The sequence below is a fragment of the Streptomyces aureus genome (assembly GCF_001418135.1).
Lineage (GTDB): Bacteria > Actinomycetota > Actinomycetes > Streptomycetales > Streptomycetaceae > Streptomyces > Streptomyces aureus_A.
In genome coordinates this window covers 1-16915 of the sequence record NZ_LIPQ01000205.1, presented here as the reverse complement: position 1 = coordinate 16915, position 16915 = coordinate 1, and the positions used below count along the sequence as shown (strand labels likewise).

Below are 16915 nucleotides of genomic sequence, written 5' to 3'. Positions count from 1 at the left end.
AGGTGGCGGGGGCCCTGGGGAGTGCGTGGCGGGATGTGACGGCGGGGCTGTAGGGGGACGTGGTGTACCCCCACTCCGCCCCCGGTCGGCTGAACACGCTCCGCCGGCCGCCTCTCCCGGCGCGCTCCGCCGGTCCGGCGGGGATTGGGTGGGTGGGTGATCAGATCGAGAAGTCGTGCCGTGTCGTTGTTCGTTCTTCTAGGGGTCCTGCTCGTGCCCGTGGCCGGGGGCGGGGCCGTTGCCGATGCTCCCGAGCCCGGGGACGTGCTCGTGCCCGGCGTGGTCGGGGGCGGACGGGCCGAGTATCCGATGGATACGCCCGATCAGGTGCTGCCACCCCTGCATCCCGAGGGTGACGTGCCCGTGCCCACGCCCGAGGAGGACGTCGACGAGTTGGTCGAGTACATGCCCCGGAGTGCGGTGGGAGCCTCCTGCACCGCCACCACCGGCACCCATCAGCGGCGGGTCGAGCGGCTGCTCGGGCTCAGGGCCGACGGGAAGCAGTCCGCCGCCGACTGCCGGGCCATCCGTGCCTTCCAGGTCAGGGAGAAGATCAAGCCGGCCAACGGTTACGCCGGGCCCGTCACCTGGGCGCGGGCCGAACTGCTCGCCGCCCGGAAGAACCTGGACCCGGGGCGGCGCTGTCCGGTGAAGAAGTACGCCGTCGCCTGTGTCGATCTCGACCGGCAGCTCATGTGGGTGCGGAAGGACAAGAAGGTGACCTTCCCCGTCGTCAACATGAGGAGCGGGCGCAAGGGGTACGCCACCCGGACCGGATGGCACTCCGTCTACTGGCGGCACAAGGACCACTGGTCGACCATCTACAACACCCCCATGCCCTACTCCCAGTTCTTCAGCGGCGGTCAGGCCTTCCACGCCGTCTACGGGCAGCTCGCCACGCCCACCGGCAGCCGTGGCTGCGTCAATCTCAGCTACCGCCACGCCCAGAAACTCTGGGACGTGCTGCGCAAGGGTGACCGGGTCTACATCTGGGGAAAGCGGCCCGGGAGCTGACACCTGAGAGACTGGGCGCGATGACTGAGACACCGCCGCCCCGCAGAGCCCGCGCCGAGATCGACCTCGGTGCGCTGCGTGCGAACGTCCGCACGCTGCGCGCCCGCGTCGCCCCCCACGTCCGGATCATGGCCGTGGTCAAGGCCGACGCGTACGGACACGGCGCGGTGCGCTGTGCCCGCGCCGCCCTGGACGCGGGCGCGGACTGGCTCGGCACGGCCACCCCGCACGAGGCGCTCGCGCTGCGAGCCGCCGGGATCACGGACGTGCCGGTCATGTGCTGGCTCTGGACCCCCGGCGACCCCTGGGACCAGGGCATCGAGGCCGGTCTCGACATGTCCGTGAGCGGCATGTGGGCCCTGGAGGAGGTCGTCGAGGCGGCCAGGAGGACGGGCGGCACCGCGCGCGTACAGCTCAAGGCCGACACCGGGCTCGGGCGCAACGGCTGTCAGCCCGCCGACTGGCCGGAGCTGGTCGGAGCGGCCCTCAAGGCCGAGGCCGACGGGCTCGTCAAGGTCACCGGGCTCTGGTCGCACCTCGCCTGCGCCGACGAGCCGCACCACCCCTCCATCGCCTCCCAGCTCGACGTCTTCCGCTCGATGCTCGACCACGCCGAGAAGGCCGGCGTCGAGCCCGAGGTCCGGCACATCGCCAACTCGCCGGCCACTCTCACCCTTCCCGAGGCCCATTTCGACCTGGTCCGTCCGGGTATCGCCGTGTACGGCGTGTCGCCGAGTCCGGAGTTGGGCACCTCCGCCGAGCTGGGGCTGCGGCCGGTGATGTCGCTCAAGGCGAGCGTCGCCCTCGTGAAGCGGGTCCCGGCCGGCCACGGCGTCAGCTACGGCCACCACTACGTCACCGACGCGGAGACGACCCTCGGCCTGATCCCGCTCGGCTACGCCGACGGCGTCCCCCGGCACGCCTCCGGCCGCGGCCCCGTCCTCGTCGACAGCACCGTCCGTACCGTCGCCGGACGCGTCGCCATGGACCAGTTCGTCGTCGACCTGGGCGGGGACGCCCCCGCGCCGGGCACCGAGGCCGTGCTGTTCGGACCCGGCGACCGGGGCGAACCGACCGCCGAGGACTGGGCGGTGGCCGCCGACACCATCGCGTACGAGATCGTCACCCGGATCGGCGCGCGCGTCCCGCGCGTCTACCTGGGCGGATAGAGGGGGGCCCATGGGCGAGTCCAGCAGCACCGGTACGTGGCGCCGCGCCGGATTCGCCGGCGCCGCGATAGGCGTCCTCGCGGCGGGGGCCGCCGCCGGGGTGGCCGTCGAGCGCCTCACCGTCGGCCGGTCCGTACGGCAGAAGGCGCGGCTGGCCCTCGACTCCACCGGCCCGTACGGCGGGCTGCGCGGGACCCCGGGCCGGGCCCTCGCCGACGACTCGACCGTCCTGTACTACGAGGTCGACGAGGTGGCGGCGGACACCCCGCCCGCCCGTCGGCGGCGGCTCTTCGGGCGCAAGGAGCCCGCCCCCGTCACCGTCGTCTTCAGCCACGGCTACTGCCTCAACCAGGACTCCTGGCACTTCCAGCGGGCCGCGCTGCGCGGACTCGTCCGTACCGTCCACTGGGACCAGCGCAGCCACGGCCGCTCGGGCCAGGGCATCGCCCAGTCCGGCGCCGGCGGTGTGCCCGTCACCATCGACCAGCTGGGCCGCGACCTCAAGGCCGTCCTCGACGTCGCCGCGCCCGAGGGTCCGCTCGTCCTCGTCGGGCACTCGATGGGCGGCATGACCATCATGGCGCTCGCGGACCGGTACCCGGAGTTCGTCCGTGACCGGGTCGTCGGCGTCGCCTTCGTCGGTACGTCCGCCGGGAAGCTCGGGGAGGTCTCGTACGGCCTTCCGATCGCCGGCGTCAACGCCGTCCGGTGGGTCCTGCCCGGTGTGCTGCGCGCGCTAGGCTCCCAGGCCGAGCTGGTCGAGCGGGGCCGGCGGGCGACCGCGGACCTGTTCGCCGGGCTCATCAAGAAGTACTCGTTCGCCTCCAGGGACGTGGACCCCGCCGTCGCCCGCTTCGCCGAGCGGATGATCGAGTCCACCCCCATCGACGTCGTCGCCGCCTTCTACCCGGCCTTCGCCGAGCACGACAAGTCCGCCGCGCTGCCCGTCCTCCGCGACCTCCCGGTGCTCGCGCTCGCCGGCGACCACGACCTGGTCACCCCCAGCTCCCACACCGAGGTCATCGCCGATCTCCTCCCGGACGCGGAACTCGTCATCGTGCCGGACGGCGGCCATCTGGTGATGCTGGAGCACCCGGAGGCGGTCACCGACCGCCTCGCCGACCTGCTGGTCCGGGCGGGAGCCGTCCCGGAGACGCCGACGGCGACCGTCGCGGTGAGGCCGGAGACCGGCAACAGTTAAGTTGGCGGGTATGGAAGCAGCGCACCCGCCCGTCTCCGGCGCCACCCTCGCCATCGACTCCCCCCAGCAGATGCAGGAGCTCGGCCGCCGCCTCGCGAAGATCCTCCGCCCCGGCGACCTCGTCATGCTCACCGGTGAACTCGGCGCCGGGAAGACCACCCTCACGCGGGGCCTCGGCGAGGGCCTCGGCGTGCGTGGCGCCGTCACCTCCCCGACCTTCGTCATCGCCCGTGTCCACCCGTCCCTGGTCGGCGGCCCCGCTCTGGTGCACGTGGACGCGTACCGCCTCGGCGGCGGACTCGACGAGATGGAGGACCTCGATCTGGACGTCTCGCTGCCCGAGTCGGTCGTGGTCGTCGAGTGGGGTGACGGGAAGGTCGAGGAGCTGACGGACGACCGGCTGCACCTGCTGATCCACCGGGTGACCGGCGACACCGACGACGACCGGCGCACGGTGGTGCTGCGCGGGATCGGCCCGCGCTGGGCGGACGAGGACCTGGGTGTGCTCTGACCGGCCCTACGGGCGGACCCACGGTCGTACGTAGTTTCCGACAACGTGTCGGGAAGGTGTTGCGTCGTTCCTACGTGCCGTGGTGACATGGATGCACAAGCTGGTTAGGTGAACCTAACCTACGGGAGGCATGCATGGCCACGCCGAAGCGCGCGGAACCCGTCCGGGACCACGTCTCGATGAGTGAGCTGCTGGCATCCTGCGCGGCCGCCCGCGCCGTGTCGACCCCGCCGGGCGGGCGCCCCGGCCGGGCGGACGAGGAGCACGGGGCGAGGGCCGGGCAGGTCGAGCGGATCGTGCGGGTCGTGCGCGACAGAGCCGCATAGACCCGGGGGCGGGTCGGGAAGAGGCCCGCCCTACGCGACGACGACGACCTTCGCGCCGATCACCGCGAACGTCCACAGCGCGTCCCCGTCGGCCCGCTTCATGCGGATCCCGCCGGTCTTCTTCGCCGGGTCCGGCTTCGGCGTCGAGCCGTCGACCGCCGCGCTGAAGCCGATCGCCACGTCCTGGGCCGTCGCGAACCGCACCACGTGCTCGATCTGCACGCCGTCCGAGCCGCGGACCGAGCCCGAGCGGGAGGTCACGCTGTACGCGCCCGGCGCCGGGTGCACCGTGCTCGGCATCACCGTGAACGACCGGGTGGCCTTGCCCTTCGCGTCGACCAGCCACACCCGGCGGTCGGCGAGGGAGTACACGACGCGCTCACCGCTGCCGGAGCCCGCCGGCACGGCGAGGGGGTCCTTCGTCGGCTGCTTCGGCCCGCCGCTCGGCGAGATCGACGGGACGGAGGTACCGGGCGTCCGGGGCTTGGCAGCCAGATCTGCGGGAGCGTTCGCCGAGGCCTGGTACGCCAGGAAGCAGACCGCGGCGACGGCCGCCGCCGTGAGCCCGGCCACGAATCCCGAGCTGCTCCGTGCCACCGTGCCCACCTCTCGTACGAACGTATCGAAGGGTGACGGTAGCAGCCGGGGGAGCGAGGGGCGGGGCACCGTGCCCGGGAGCCGTAGGCTGTTCGCGTGCTGTTGCTCGCCATGGATACCGCCACCCCCGCCGTCACCGTCGCCCTCCACGACGGCGAGGCCGTCGTCGCCTCGTCCGGTCAGGTCGACGCCCGCCGCCACGGGGAGCTGCTGCTGCCCGCCGTCGACCGGGTCCTCAAGGAGGCCGGGCTGAAGCTCGACGCGGTCACCGGGATCGTCGTCGGCGTCGGCCCAGGGCCGTACACCGGCCTCCGGGTCGGTCTCGTCACGGCCGCGGCCTTCTCCTCCGCGCTCGGCGTCCCGGTGCACGGCCTGTGCACCCTCGACGGCCTCGCGTACGCCTCCGGGATCGACGAGCCGTTCGCCGTCGCCACGGACGCGCGCCGCAAGGAGGTCTACTGGGCGCGGTACGACGACTCCCGCACGCGCGTGACCGACGCCGCCGTCGACCGGCCCGCCGAGATCGCCGAGCGGCTCGCCGGACTCCCCGTCGTCGGCGCGGGCGCCCGCCTCTACCCCGAGGCCTTCCCCGACGCCCGCGACCCCGAGCACCAGTCGGCGGCCGCGCTCGCCGCGCTCGCGGCGGAGCGGCTCGCGGCCGGCGACGGCGGCTTCCTCGACCCGCTGCCGATGTATCTGCGCCGGCCCGACGCGCAGGTGCCGAAGAACTACAAGGTGGTCACCCCCAAGTGACCGGCGCCGTGGAACTGCGCGAGATGCGCTGGTGGGACATCGCACCGGTGCTGGCCCTCGAGGACGAGCTGTTCCCCGAGGACGCCTGGTCGGCGGGGATGTTCTGGTCGGAGCTCGCGCACGCGCGCGGGCCGCGGGCCACCCGCCGCTACATCGTGGCGGAGACCCCCGAGGGCGGGCTCGTCGGGTACGCCGGCCTTGCCGCGGCCGGCGGACTCGGCGACGTGCAGACGATCGCCGTCGCCCGCGACCAGTGGGGTACGGGGCTCGGCGCCCGGCTCCTCACCGACCTGCTCCACCACGCCACCGCCTTCGAGTGCGAAGAGGTGCTTCTCGAAGTGCGCGTGGACAACACCCGGGCCCAGAAGCTCTACGAGCGCTTCGGCTTCGAGCCCATCGGTTTCCGGCGCGGCTACTACCAGCCCGGAAACGTGGACGCGCTCGTGATGCGACTGACCGTTCAAGGAACTGAGACTGATTCTGATGGCTGCTGACGAACCGCTCGTACTCGGCATCGAGACCTCCTGCGACGAGACCGGCGTCGGCATCGTCCACGGGACCACGCTCCTCGCGGACGCCGTCGCGTCCAGCGTCGACACCCACGCCCGCTTCGGCGGCGTCGTGCCCGAGATCGCCTCCCGCGCCCACCTGGAGGCGATGGTCCCGACGATCGAGCGCGCCCTCAGGACGGCCGGGATCTCCGCGAAGGACCTCGACGGCATCGCCGTCACGGCCGGCCCCGGCCTCGCGGGCGCGCTGCTCGTCGGCGTCTCGGCGGCCAAGGCCTACGCGTACGCCCTCGGCAAGCCGCTCTACGGCGTCAACCACCTCGCCTCGCACATCTGCGTCGACCAGCTGGAGCACGGCAAGCTGCCCGAGCCGACGATGGCGCTGCTCGTCTCCGGCGGCCACTCCTCACTGCTGCTCTCCTCCGACATCACCTCCGACGTGCGGCCGATGGGCGCCACCATCGACGACGCGGCGGGCGAGGCCTTCGACAAGATCGCCCGCGTGCTCGACCTCGGCTTCCCCGGCGGACCCGTCATCGACCGGCTCGCCAAGGAGGGCGACCCGGCCGCCATCGCGTTCCCGCGCGGTCTGAGCGGCTCCCGGGACCCCGCGTACGACTTCTCCTTCTCCGGCCTCAAGACCGCCGTGGCCCGCTGGATCGAGGCCAAGCGGGCGGCCGGCGAGGACGTGCCGGTCCGGGACGTCGCCGCGTCCTTCCAGGAGGCGGTCGTGGACGTCCTCACCCGCAAGGCCGTCCGGGCCTGCAAGGACGAGGGCGTCGACCACCTGATGATCGGCGGCGGCGTCGCCGCCAACTCGCGGCTCCGGGCCCTCGCCCAGGAGCGCTGCGAGCGGGCCGGCATCCGACTGCGGGTGCCCCGGCCCGGACTGTGCACGGACAACGGCGCGATGGTCGCGGCCCTCGGCTCCGAGATGGTGGCCCGCAACCGGCCCGCGTCCGACCTGGAGCTGTCGGCGGACTCGTCGCTGCCGGTGACGGACCCGCACGTGCCGGGCGCGCACGCGCACGGCCACTCCCACGACCACGATCACGTGCACGAGGTCAGCAAGGAGAACCTGTACTCATGAGGCTCACCCTCATGTGGGAGGCGCGGGCCGCGCAGGGCCGGGGCCCCGAGCTCCTGGAATGGGCGCGGGCGGGGGCGCGGGTCCTCGCCCGCGAGCCGGTCCGCCGCGAGGTCTTCCGGGCCCCGCAGGACCGGGTCCTCGTCCTCACCTGGTGGGACGCGGAGACCTTCGACGCCGAGCTGCCCGAGCTGCCCGAGCCGGACGCGGAGCTGATCACCCGTCCCGTCCACCGCTGGCGCTTCGAATCGGTCGAATAGCCGAGCGGGCGACACCAGACCGGGAGCAGAGCAACCTTTCGATCGGATCGCGCATCCCACAGCGCGTGAAGAAGACGATCGCGCTGTGGGCGGCGCTGACCGCCGCCACCCTCCTGGTGACCGGCTGCGCGGCGGAGCAGCCCGGTCCCGCCGCCGGCCCGGCGAAGACGAACGCACCCACGGCCGACCCGTCCGCCGGGCACAAGGCGCCCGGGGATCCCGGGGCCGCGGCCGCCGCGTACCGCCGCTGGGGCCTCAAGCCCTTCCCGGCGCCGCCCGCCCCGCCGGCGGTCAAGCCGGTGACGCGCGGGCCGGGCGACCCGGTCCCCGTCATCAGTGACATCCCGACCACCGAGAAGATCGTCTTCATCACGATCGACGACGGGGCGGAGAAGGACCCCGCGTTCGTGCGGATGATGAAGGACCTCAGGATCCCGGTCACGATGTTCCTCACGGACTCGGCCGTCCGCGCCGACTACGGGTACTTCACCCCGCTCGTCGCCCAGGGCCACGGGCTCGCCAACCACACCCTCACCCACCCCGACCTGCGCACCCTCTCCCAGGACGCCCAGCGCCGGGAGATATGCGGCCAGCAGACGAAACTCGCCCAGCGGTACGGCACGACCCCGCGGCTCTTCCGCCCGCCCTACGGCAACTGGAACGAGGCCACGCGCGCGGCGGCGGGCAGCTGCGGCGTCGACGCGATCGTGCTGTGGCGCGAGTCCATGCAGATCAAGAACATGCAGTACCAGCGCGGCGACAGGAAGCTGCACCCCGGCGACATCATCCTGGCCCACTTCCGCGGTCCCTCCGAGCTCAAGGGCCGGACGATGACCGAGATGACGGCGACGATGCTCCGCCGCATACAGGAGCAGGGCTTCACGGTGGCGCGCCTGGAGGACTACGTCTGAGCCGCCTTCGGTGAGGGTCCCCGGACCGGAAGGCGTCCCGCTGCCGGGTGAGGCCCCCCGGGCCTCCTGGAGGATCACCCGCAGGAAGCCCCGCCAGAAGAATCCTCCGCGAGTCGTCGATGCGGGCCCCTCCCGTTCGACGTATGTGTGGACGGCGGGGAACGGCCCCGCCACCGCATCACCGAGGAGTCGTCATGCCCCGCTTCCTGTCCCTCGTCCGCATCGAGGAGAACACCATCGACATGGAGAGCGCCGACCCCGGCTTCGAGGAGCGGATGGGCGCGCTCTTCGAGGAGATCACCAAGGCCGGTGCCATGGTGGACACCGCCGGGCTCAGGCCGACCTCCGAGTCCACCCGGATCACCTGGTCGGACGGGAAGCTGTCGTTCACCGACGGACCGTTCACCGAGACCAAGGAGGTCGTCGGCGGCTACGCGATGCTCCAGTGCAAGGACATGGCCGAGGCCGTCGAGTGGGGAAAGCGGTTCCTCGCCGTGCACCCGCCGCACTGGAAGGTCGGGCTGGAGGTCCGCGAGGTCGAGGAGATGCCGGAAGGCTGACCGGTTCCGGAGCCGTTCCTGTGCTGTCATGTGAGACGTGACGGCACAGACGGTCGAGGACACGCTGGAGACGGTCTTCCGGATGGAGTCCGCGCGGATCATCGCCACGGTGGCGCGGGTCGTCCGCGACGTCGGCATCGCCGAGGAGATCGCCCAGGACGCGCTCGTCGCCGCCCTTGAGCAGTGGCCGCGGACAGGCGTCCCGGAGCGCCCGGGAGCCTGGCTGACGGCCGCCGCCAAGCACCGGGCCGTCGACCTGGTGCGGCGGCGCGAGACGTACGCGCGGAAGCTCGCGGAGGTGGGCCGCACGCTCACCGAGGAGTCGTACGATCCCGAGCCCTCGGGCCCCGGGGACATCGACGACGACGTGCTGCGGCTGATCTTCACCGCCTGCCATCCGGTGCTCTCCGCCGAGGCCCGCGCAGCGCTCACCCTGCGGCTCGTCGGCGGGCTCCGGACGGACGAGATCGCCCGCGCCTTCCTCGTGCCGGAGGCGACCATCGCGGCCCGGATCACCCGCGCCAAGCGGGCGCTCGCGAAGGCGGGCGTGGAGTTCGAGGTGCCGTACGGGGAGGACCGGGCGGCCCGGCTCGGCTCCGTCCTGGAGGTCGTCTACCTGATCTTCAACGAGGGGTACGCGGCGACCGCCGGCGACGACCTGCTGCGGCCGGGCCTCTGCGAGGACGCGCTGCGGCTCGCCCGCGTCCTCGCCGCGCTCGTCCCGCAGGAGGGCGAAGCGCAGGGGCTCGTCGCCCTGTTGGAGCTCCAGGCCTCCCGGACGGCTGCCAGGACCGGGCCCGACGGGCGGCCGGTGCTGCTCGCCGCGCAGGACCGGCGGCGCTGGAACCGGCTGCTCATCCGGCGCGGATACGCCGCGCTCGAACGTGCCGGGGACGGGCGCTCGTACGGGCCGTACGCCCTCCAGGCCGCGATCGCCGCCCTCCACGCGCGGGCCGCCTCGTACGAGGAGACGGACTGGGCGACGATCGCCGCGCTGTACGGGAAGCTGGGCGCCCTCGTCCCCTCGCCGGTCGTCGAGCTGAACCGCGCGGTCGCCGTGTCGATGGCCGAGGGCCCCGCGGCGGCCCTGCCGATCGTCGATGCCCTCGCCGCCGAACCGGGCCTGGCCCGCTACCACTTGCTGCCGAGCGTCCGCGGCGACCTGCTGGCCCGCCTCGGACGGGCGGAGGAGGCGCGGGCGGAGTTCGAGCGGGCGGCGGACCTCACGCGCAACGAGAGCGAACGGGCGCTGCTGCGGGGGAAGATGCGGGAGTTGGACGTGCCGTGACGCGCCCTTAGGGTGCTTGGCATGTCCCCGCGTAACCCGTTGCCCCCGCCGCCGCCGCCCGTCGAGATCCGGAGCTGGCCCGACCGGGAGGCGCGGCTCGCCGACCGGGCGCGGGCCCTCGACGAGCTCGGCCGGCGGCTGCTCGGTGGTGCGCGGCTCGTGACGTTCCTGCTCTGGTTCTTCCTGCTCCAACTGGGCTGGGGGCTGATCGGCGTCCTGCTCACCTCGATCGGACAGCCCGTCCCCGACCCGCTGATGATGATGACCGGGCTCGTCACGTCGGTCCTCGGCATCGGGGTCCTCGTCCCGGCCGTGTGGCTGACGGTCCGCAGTCTGCGGCTCGACCGGACGGTCCGCGAGCGCCTCGCCCAGTGGGCGGCCCTGGACCGGCACGGCCCGACGGACGCCCGGCTGCGCGCTCCCGTCCTCAGCGCCTGCTGGCTGCTGCTGTCCTTCGCGATGTGCGGCTTCGGACTCTGGATGGGCTTCGCGGTCCCGGCGGGGGTCGGCCGCGACGACGGGTACGGCCTGGTCGCCTACGGCATGGGCGTCGCCATGATCTTCTGGGTCACCGGCCTGACGGGCCTGGTGAAGGCGATAGGGCACTACCGCTTCGCGGTGCGGCTGACGGGCCGCGGGCCGTCAGCGGCCTCCTGACAGGGGCACCGGCGGCCCGCCGGCCCGGGCCTGAGGGGTGGGTCAGCGCCCGCCACCCGCCGGGCGGCCGATCAGCATCGTCGGGGCTCCCGCGACGCGGGTGAGCAGGACCGTCGCCGCGTTCGGGCCCTTCGGCTTCACCTTGCGGCGGATCTCCTCGGGTTCGACCGCCGAGCCGCGCTTCTTCACCGTCAGGGTGCCGACTTCGCGTTCCCTCAGAAGGGCCTTCAACTTCTTCAGGTTGAAGGGGAGTTCGTCGGTGATCTCGTACGCGGCGGCGTACGGCGTCGGGACCAGCTCGTCCGCCGTGACGTACGCGATCGTCTCGTCGATCAGGCCGCCGGCCAGCTCCTCCGCCACCTCGGCGACGAGGTGGGCGCGGATGACCGCGCCGTCCGGCTCGTAGAGGTAGCGGCCGACCGGGCGGACCGCCGGGTCGGGGAGGCCGCGGCCGGTCACGCCGGCCCCCGAGGGGAGCAGGGTGGCGCGGCGGGCGCCCGGCTCCGTGCCGAACCAGAGGACGGCCTCCTTGACGTCCCCGCCGTCCGAGATCCACTCGGCCTCGGCCTCGGCCGGGACCGCCTCGTGCGGGATGCCGGGGGCCACCTTGAGCGCCGCGTGCGGCGCCCTGCGGGCCGCCTCGACCGCCCAGGAGAGCGGCGGGGAGTACGCCTCGGGATCGAAGATCCTGCCCCGGCCGCCGCGCCGCGCCGGGTCGACGAAGACCGCGTCGTACGGGGCGGTGTCGATCTCGGTGACGTCCGCGCACCGCACCTCGATGAGGTCCGCGAGGCCGAGCGCCTCGGCGTTGGCGCGGGCGACCTCCGCCGTCAGCGGGTCGCGGTCCACGGCGAGCACCCGGATCCCCGCGCGCGCCAGCGCGATCGCGTCGCCGCCGATCCCGGAGCAGAGGTCCGCGACGCTCCGGATCCCGAGCGCCTTCATCCGGGCGGCCCGGTACGTGCCGACCGAGGCGCGCGTCGACTGCTCGACGCCGTTCGGCGTGAAGTACATCCGGTACGCGTCCTCCGCGCCGAACTTCGCCACCGCCCGCTGTCGCAGCCGCGCCTGCCCGATGGCCGCCGTGACCAGCTCGGCGGGGTGGTCGCGGCGCAGCCGGGAGGCGACCGCCAGCTCCTGGGCGGGGTCGTGGTCGCGGAGGGCCGTGAGGAGCGTCTGCCCCTCGGGGGTGAGCAGCGGGGCGAAGGAGGCGAGGTCGGTCACCCGTCCCATTGTGGGCCCTGTGATGCTGTGGGCCGGCCGGGGGACCGAGGGCACGTACGGCGGTGTCGTACCCCGGAAGGGGCTTCCGCGCTGACAGGATGCGGCGCCATACGACTCGTACGACAAAAGGAAAAAATGATGGCAAAAGGTGTGCACGGTTCCTCCCGGGCGCTCGGGGCGGTGCTCGTCGTCGCCGCCCTCGCCTCCGCCGCCACCGGCTGCTCCGAAAGCGCCGAGCCGGACCGCGGCGCGCCCGCCCCCGCCCCCGCCGCCGGGCAGCAGGCGCGGGCCCGGGAGCAGGGAGCCGCCGGCGCGCTCACCGCGTACGTCGAGAAGGTCCGCGAGCAGCGCGCCGCCCGCGTGCTCGCCGCCAGGAAGTGGGGCCTGGCCAAGCCCCCGCTCGAAGCCCCGGCCCCGCCCGCCGTCAAGCCGAAGATCACCACCCGCAAGGGCTTCGAGACCCGCGGCGAAGGCCTGCCGCCCGTCTTCACCACCGTCCCGACCAAGCAGAAGATCGTCTTCCTGACGATCGACGACGGCTCGGAGAAGGACCCCGAGCTGCTGCGGATGATGAAGGAGCTGCGGATCCCCTACAGCGCCTTCCTCAGCGACTACGTCGTCAAGGACGACTACGGCTACTTCGCCCGGATGCAGAAGTCGCAGGACGCGGGGGTGTCCCTGCACAACCACACCCTCAACCACCGCTACCTGCCCGGACTCTCGTACAAGCAGCAGAAGCGCGAGATCTGCGGCATGCAGGACGTCATCGAGAAACGATTCGGCACGCGGCCCGCGCTGTTCCGCCCGCCGTACGGCAACTACAACGAGGACACCCTGCGCGCCGCCAAGACCTGCGGCGTCAAGGCCGTCCCGCTGTGGGCGGCGGAGGCGTTCCCCGACCGCATGGAGTGGCGCGAGTGGGACCGGGACCTGCACCCCGGCGACATCGTCCTCACCCACTTCCGGGGCAAGGAGGACTGGAAGGGCAGCATGCCCGACATGATCCGCCGGGTGATGAACGTGATCACGGCCAAGGGGTACGCCGTCGCGAAGCTCGAGGACTACGTATGAGCGGACGGCGGGCGCTGCCGCTCCTGGCCGCCGCACTCGTGCTGGGGCTGACCGGCTGCGCCTCGACCGTGGACTCGATCGAGCGGCTCGGCAGGAAGGCCGTGGAACGCGTCGGCCCCCGCGACGCGAAGCCGGCGCCGCAGGCCGACCGCGCCTCGGCGGAGCTCCTGCCGGTGCCGGGAGTTCGGATCCGCTGACGCCCCTCCCCGCCACGAGGGTGCCGCCACGAGTGAGGAATTGGCACTCCGCTTGACCGAGTGCTAATCGCGGTCATAGTCTCGGCTCTGGCACTCACCACTGGAGAGTGCCAACAGAGCGACGGGCAGGTCCGGCACCCGCGACGACGGATCCACCTGGTCGCCACCTCAGACAGTTAACCCCGAGATCTCCGAAGGGGGAGGTCGGATCGTGACGACCACCAGCTCCAAGGTTGCCATCAAGCCGCTCGAGGACCGCATTGTGGTCCAGCCGCTCGACGCCGAGCAGACCACCGCCTCTGGCCTGGTCATCCCGGACACCGCCAAGGAGAAGCCCCAGGAGGGCGTCGTCCTGGCCGTGGGCCCGGGTCGCTTCGAGAACGGCGAGCGTCTGCCGCTCGACGTCAAGACCGGCGACATCGTGCTGTACAGCAAGTACGGCGGCACCGAGGTGAAGTACAACGGCGAGGAGTACCTCGTCCTCTCGGCTCGCGACGTGCTCGCGATCGTCGAGAAGTAATTCACCGACGTACCGAAGTACCGAAGTACCGAGCACCCAGCAGATGCTCAGAGCTGCGCCCCGAGGCCCCTTCCAGGCGCCCCGGGGCGCGGTTCGTTCCACCCCGATTCCGAGAGGGCTGAACCGCTCCCATGGCGAAGATCCTGAAGTTCGACGAGGACGCCCGTCGCGCCCTTGAGCGCGGCGTCAACAAGCTTGCCGACACGGTGAAGGTGACGATCGGCCCCAAGGGCCGCAACGTCGTCATCGACAAGAAGTTCGGCGCCCCCACCATCACCAACGACGGTGTCACGATCGCCCGCGAGGTCGAGATCGAGGACCCGTACGAGAACCTCGGCGCCCAGCTGGTGAAGGAGGTGGCGACCAAGACCAACGACATCGCGGGTGACGGCACCACCACCGCCACCGTGCTCGCCCAGGCCCTGGTCCGCGAGGGTCTGCGCAACGTCGCCGCGGGTGCCTCCCCGGCCGCCCTGAAGAAGGGCATCGACGCCGCCGTCAAGGCCGTCTCCGACGAGCTGCTCGCCACCGCGCGTCCGATCGAGGACAAGTCCGACATCGCCGCCGTCGCCGCGCTCTCCGCGCAGGACCAGCAGGTCGGCGAGCTCATCGCCGAGGCGATGGACAAGGTCGGCAAGGACGGTGTCATCACCGTCGAGGAGTCCAACACCTTCGGTCTGGAGCTCGACTTCACCGAGGGCATGGCCTTCGACAAGGGCTACCTGTCCCCGTACATGGTGACCGACCAGGAGCGTATGGAGGCCGTCCTCGACGACCCGTACATCCTGATCAACCAGGGCAAGATCTCCTCGATCCAGGACCTGCTGCCCATCCTGGAGAAGGTCATCCAGGCCGGCGCCGGCAAGCCGCTCCTGATCATCGCCGAGGACGTCGAGGGCGAGGCCCTGTCGACCCTGGTCGTGAACAAGATCCGTGGCACCTTCAACGCCGTGGCCGTCAAGGCCCCCGGCTTCGGTGACCGCCGCAAGGCCATGCTCGGCGACATCGCCACCCTCACCGGTGCGACCGTCATCGCCGAGGAGGTCGGCCTCAAGCTCGACCAGGCCGGCCTGGACGTGCTCGGCACCGCCCGCCGCGTCACCATCACCAAGGACGACACCACGATCGTCGACGGTGGCGGCGACTCGTCCGAGGTGCAGGGCCGCGTCAACCAGATCAAGGCCGAGATCGAGTCCACGGACTCCGACTGGGACCGCGAGAAGCTCCAGGAGCGCCTCGCGAAGCTGGCCGGCGGCGTGTGCGTGATCAAGGTCGGCGCCGCCACCGAGGTGGAGCTGAAGGAGAAGAAGCACCGCCTCGAGGACGCCATCTCGGCGACCCGCGCCGCGGTCGAGGAGGGCATCGTCTCCGGCGGTGGCTCCGCGCTCGTCCACGCCGTCAAGGTCCTTGAGGGCAACCTCGACAAGACCGGCGACGAGGCCACGGGTGTCGCGGTCGTCCGCCGCGCCGCCGTCGAGCCGCTGCGCTGGATCGCCGAGAACGCCGGCCTCGAGGGCTACGTCATCACCTCGAAGGTGGCGGAGCTCGACAAGGGCCAGGGCTTCAACGCCGCGACCGGCGAGTACGGCGACCTGGTCAAGGCCGGCGTCATCGACCCGGTGAAGGTGACGCGCTCCGCGCTGGAGAACGCCGCCTCGATCGCCTCCCTCCTCCTCACCACCGAGACCCTCGTGGTGGAGAAGAAGGAAGAGGAGCCGGCGGACCACGGCCACGGCCACGGTCACGGCCACTCGCACTGACGCGTGCCATAGCCGATCACCGAGGCCCGGTGCCCCCGTCGCGGGGGCACCGGGCCTCGGTGTCTCTCCCCGCTACCCCTCCACGGCGCCGAGCTGTGCCATCAGCCCGAGGAGGTCGTACTGCCACCACCCCTCGACGATCTTCCCGTCGTCCCGGAAGCGGTGGATGACCGTCCCGGTCATCGTCACCCCGATGCCGGACGGCTGGAGCCCCATGAAGTCCCCGGTGTGGGTGCCGTTCCAGGTCCAGCGGGTGCAGACCCGGTCGCCCTCGGCGATCTGGTCGTCGACGGTGAAGGCGAAGTCGAAGCCGCCCCGCCACATCTCCACCTCGCGCCGGACCGCGTCCATGCCGATGACGTCCTGCTCATTGGTCGGATCGTGGTCGTGGTACCCCTCGGCCAGCACCTCGTCGAGCAGCGCGAGCTCCTGCTCGGTGGCGATCATCTCCATCAGCCGCCGGGCGTTGGCCTTGTACATCGCCTCGTCCCGGACCACGTCCAGATCGGTGAACGTCGGCATCTCGTCGCAGAGCGCGACCATCTCCCGGAAGATCCGGTCGGTCTCGGGAAGCTGCGAGTTCCGCATGGCCACGTCGTAGGACGGGAACTCCACGATCTCCACGAGATGCGAGGAATCGGCCCGGTCCTTGCCGAGGATGCTGTGCGTGGCGGTCCGCTTGCCCTTGGTCTGCTCGATCCACCGGTCCATGAGCCGGCTCATGTCGTCGATCCGGCTGGTCTTGAAGTCGATGATCTGCGTGAACGTCATGACGCCTCCCGACCCAGGTGGGATCTCTCCAGTCTAGGTGGGGCGCATGGAGCGGGCAGGGGGAGAGCGGTCGGTCGCGGTCGACAACGAGCCCTGGTACGGGGCGCCGCCGGCCGTCCCGCGCCGGCGAGCCCGACGCCGTCCCCCTGGTCCTCGCCGTGGCCGACCGCCTACGCCGAGCGCTGGAGGTCCGACGCCCTGACCTCCTCCGCGAACGGTTCGCCCCGGACGTACCGTCCCACCTCCTCAAGGGCCTGGTCCGCCATCCGGTGGAGTTCGTTGCCCAGGGAGCCCGCCACGTGCGGGGTGAGCAGGACGTTCGGGAGGGTGTAGAGGGGGGAGTCGGGGGGTGGGAGTTCCGGGTCCGTGACGTCCAGGGTCGCGTGGAGCCGGCCCGAGGTCAGGTGGGGGAGGAGGGCCCGCTCGTCGATCAGGGAGCCCCGGGAGGTGTTGATCAGGGTCGTTCCGTCGCGCATCGCCGCCAGTTGGGGTGCGCCGATCATGTGGACCGTGGACGGGAGCTGGGGGG

At 72.2% G+C, this 16915-nt stretch carries 22 protein-coding genes; 17 read left to right on the top strand and 5 right to left on the bottom strand.

What is annotated here, in order from left to right:
* Positions 1-198: 198 nt before the first annotated feature.
* Positions 199-345 (bottom strand): hypothetical protein, encoded by a 147-nt coding sequence (locus tag AOK00_RS41430; protein WP_367870044.1) that lies wholly within the window; start codon positions 343-345, stop codon positions 199-201.
* 18 nt (positions 346-363) lie between these two features.
* On the opposite strand from AOK00_RS41430, the gene AOK00_RS18205 reads away from it, so the two are divergent.
* The 5 genes from AOK00_RS18205 (at position 364) to AOK00_RS18185 (ending at position 4221) form a co-directional block, all read left to right on the top strand.
* Positions 364-1014 (top strand): L,D-transpeptidase family protein, encoded by a 651-nt coding sequence (locus AOK00_RS18205; protein ID WP_367870043.1) that lies wholly within the window; start codon positions 364-366, stop codon positions 1012-1014.
* Between the two features lie 20 nt (positions 1015-1034).
* Complete coding sequence (gene alr, locus AOK00_RS18200; protein WP_055601352.1) at positions 1035-2183, top strand: alanine racemase; 1149 nt, start codon at positions 1035-1037, stop codon at positions 2181-2183.
* A gap of 10 nt (positions 2184-2193) precedes the next feature.
* Positions 2194-3384, top strand: coding sequence for an alpha/beta fold hydrolase (locus AOK00_RS18195; RefSeq protein WP_055601351.1), 1191 nt, complete (start codon positions 2194-2196; stop codon positions 3382-3384).
* Positions 3385-3394: 10 nt separating this feature from the next.
* On the top strand, positions 3395-3895 hold the full coding sequence (gene tsaE / locus AOK00_RS18190) for a tRNA (adenosine(37)-N6)-threonylcarbamoyltransferase complex ATPase subunit type 1 TsaE (protein ID WP_030318610.1): 501 nt from the start codon (positions 3395-3397) through the stop codon (positions 3893-3895).
* A gap of 134 nt (positions 3896-4029) precedes the next feature.
* Entirely contained in the window at positions 4030-4221 is a 192-nt protein-coding gene (locus tag AOK00_RS18185; protein ID WP_055601350.1) for a hypothetical protein, read from the top strand.
* Between the two features lie 30 nt (positions 4222-4251).
* On the opposite strand, the gene AOK00_RS18180 is transcribed toward AOK00_RS18185, so the two are convergent.
* Positions 4252-4794 carry a L,D-transpeptidase gene (locus AOK00_RS18180; protein WP_055601349.1) on the bottom strand — a complete coding sequence of 181 codons (543 nt, stop codon included), beginning with the start codon at positions 4792-4794 and terminating at the stop codon, positions 4252-4254.
* Between the two features lie 120 nt (positions 4795-4914).
* Here AOK00_RS18180 and tsaB point away from each other — a divergent pair, with 120 nt between their 5' ends.
* The 8 genes from tsaB to AOK00_RS18140 all read left to right on the top strand — a co-directional run bounded on the left by tsaB (position 4915) and on the right by AOK00_RS18140 (position 10843).
* Positions 4915-5571, top strand: coding sequence for a tRNA (adenosine(37)-N6)-threonylcarbamoyltransferase complex dimerization subunit type 1 TsaB (gene tsaB, locus AOK00_RS18175; protein ID WP_055601348.1), 657 nt, complete (start codon positions 4915-4917; stop codon positions 5569-5571).
* A 23-nt stretch (positions 5572-5594) separates the two neighbouring features.
* A complete protein-coding gene (gene rimI, locus AOK00_RS18170; protein WP_055601355.1) occupies positions 5595-6065 on the top strand; it encodes a ribosomal protein S18-alanine N-acetyltransferase in 471 nt (156 codons plus the stop codon).
* Positions 6055-7170 carry a tRNA (adenosine(37)-N6)-threonylcarbamoyltransferase complex transferase subunit TsaD gene (gene tsaD / locus AOK00_RS18165; protein ID WP_055601347.1) on the top strand — a complete coding sequence of 372 codons (1116 nt, stop codon included), beginning with the start codon at positions 6055-6057 and terminating at the stop codon, positions 7168-7170. Before rimI ends, tsaD begins: the two co-directional genes overlap by 11 nt.
* A complete protein-coding gene (locus AOK00_RS18160; protein WP_055601346.1) occupies positions 7167-7427 on the top strand; it encodes a hypothetical protein in 261 nt (86 codons plus the stop codon). The genes tsaD and AOK00_RS18160 overlap by 4 nt, the downstream gene beginning before the upstream one ends.
* A gap of 65 nt (positions 7428-7492) precedes the next feature.
* Complete coding sequence (locus tag AOK00_RS18155; protein ID WP_079042060.1) at positions 7493-8338, top strand: polysaccharide deacetylase family protein; 846 nt, start codon at positions 7493-7495, stop codon at positions 8336-8338.
* Positions 8339-8532: 194 nt separating this feature from the next.
* Complete coding sequence (locus AOK00_RS18150; protein ID WP_055601345.1) at positions 8533-8898, top strand: YciI family protein; 366 nt, start codon at positions 8533-8535, stop codon at positions 8896-8898.
* A gap of 82 nt (positions 8899-8980) precedes the next feature.
* Positions 8981-10186, top strand: coding sequence for an RNA polymerase sigma factor (locus tag AOK00_RS18145; protein WP_055601353.1), 1206 nt, complete (start codon positions 8981-8983; stop codon positions 10184-10186).
* Between the two features lie 21 nt (positions 10187-10207).
* Positions 10208-10843, top strand: coding sequence for a hypothetical protein (locus AOK00_RS18140; RefSeq protein WP_055601344.1), 636 nt, complete (start codon positions 10208-10210; stop codon positions 10841-10843).
* A gap of 42 nt (positions 10844-10885) precedes the next feature.
* Here the strand turns inward: AOK00_RS18140 and AOK00_RS18135 are convergent, their stop codons facing one another.
* Positions 10886-12076 (bottom strand): THUMP-like domain-containing protein, encoded by a 1191-nt coding sequence (locus tag AOK00_RS18135; RefSeq protein ID WP_079042059.1) that lies wholly within the window; start codon positions 12074-12076, stop codon positions 10886-10888.
* Between the two features lie 129 nt (positions 12077-12205).
* Between AOK00_RS18135 and AOK00_RS18130 the strand changes: the two genes are divergently transcribed.
* The 4 genes from AOK00_RS18130 (at position 12206) to groL (ending at position 15615) form a co-directional block, all read left to right on the top strand.
* Positions 12206-13138, top strand: a complete 933-nt coding sequence (locus AOK00_RS18130) for a polysaccharide deacetylase family protein (RefSeq protein WP_055601342.1) — start codon at positions 12206-12208, stop codon at positions 13136-13138.
* Positions 13135-13335 (top strand): hypothetical protein, encoded by a 201-nt coding sequence (locus AOK00_RS18125; RefSeq protein ID WP_055601341.1) that lies wholly within the window; start codon positions 13135-13137, stop codon positions 13333-13335. The genes AOK00_RS18130 and AOK00_RS18125 overlap by 4 nt, the downstream gene beginning before the upstream one ends.
* A gap of 211 nt (positions 13336-13546) precedes the next feature.
* Positions 13547-13855 (top strand): co-chaperone GroES, encoded by a 309-nt coding sequence (gene groES, locus AOK00_RS18120; RefSeq protein WP_017239619.1) that lies wholly within the window; start codon positions 13547-13549, stop codon positions 13853-13855.
* A 131-nt stretch (positions 13856-13986) separates the two neighbouring features.
* On the top strand, positions 13987-15615 hold the full coding sequence (groL, locus tag AOK00_RS18115; protein ID WP_055601340.1) for a chaperonin GroEL: 1629 nt from the start codon (positions 13987-13989) through the stop codon (positions 15613-15615).
* Between the two features lie 72 nt (positions 15616-15687).
* On the opposite strand, the gene AOK00_RS18110 is transcribed toward groL, so the two are convergent.
* Both AOK00_RS18110 and AOK00_RS18105 read right to left on the bottom strand, forming a co-directional pair.
* Entirely contained in the window at positions 15688-16386 is a 699-nt protein-coding gene (locus AOK00_RS18110; protein ID WP_055601339.1) for an ester cyclase, read from the bottom strand.
* Between the two features lie 170 nt (positions 16387-16556).
* On the bottom strand, positions 16557-16915 hold a 359-nt coding region (locus AOK00_RS18105), incomplete at its 5' end, for an NAD(P)-dependent oxidoreductase (protein ID WP_301554214.1).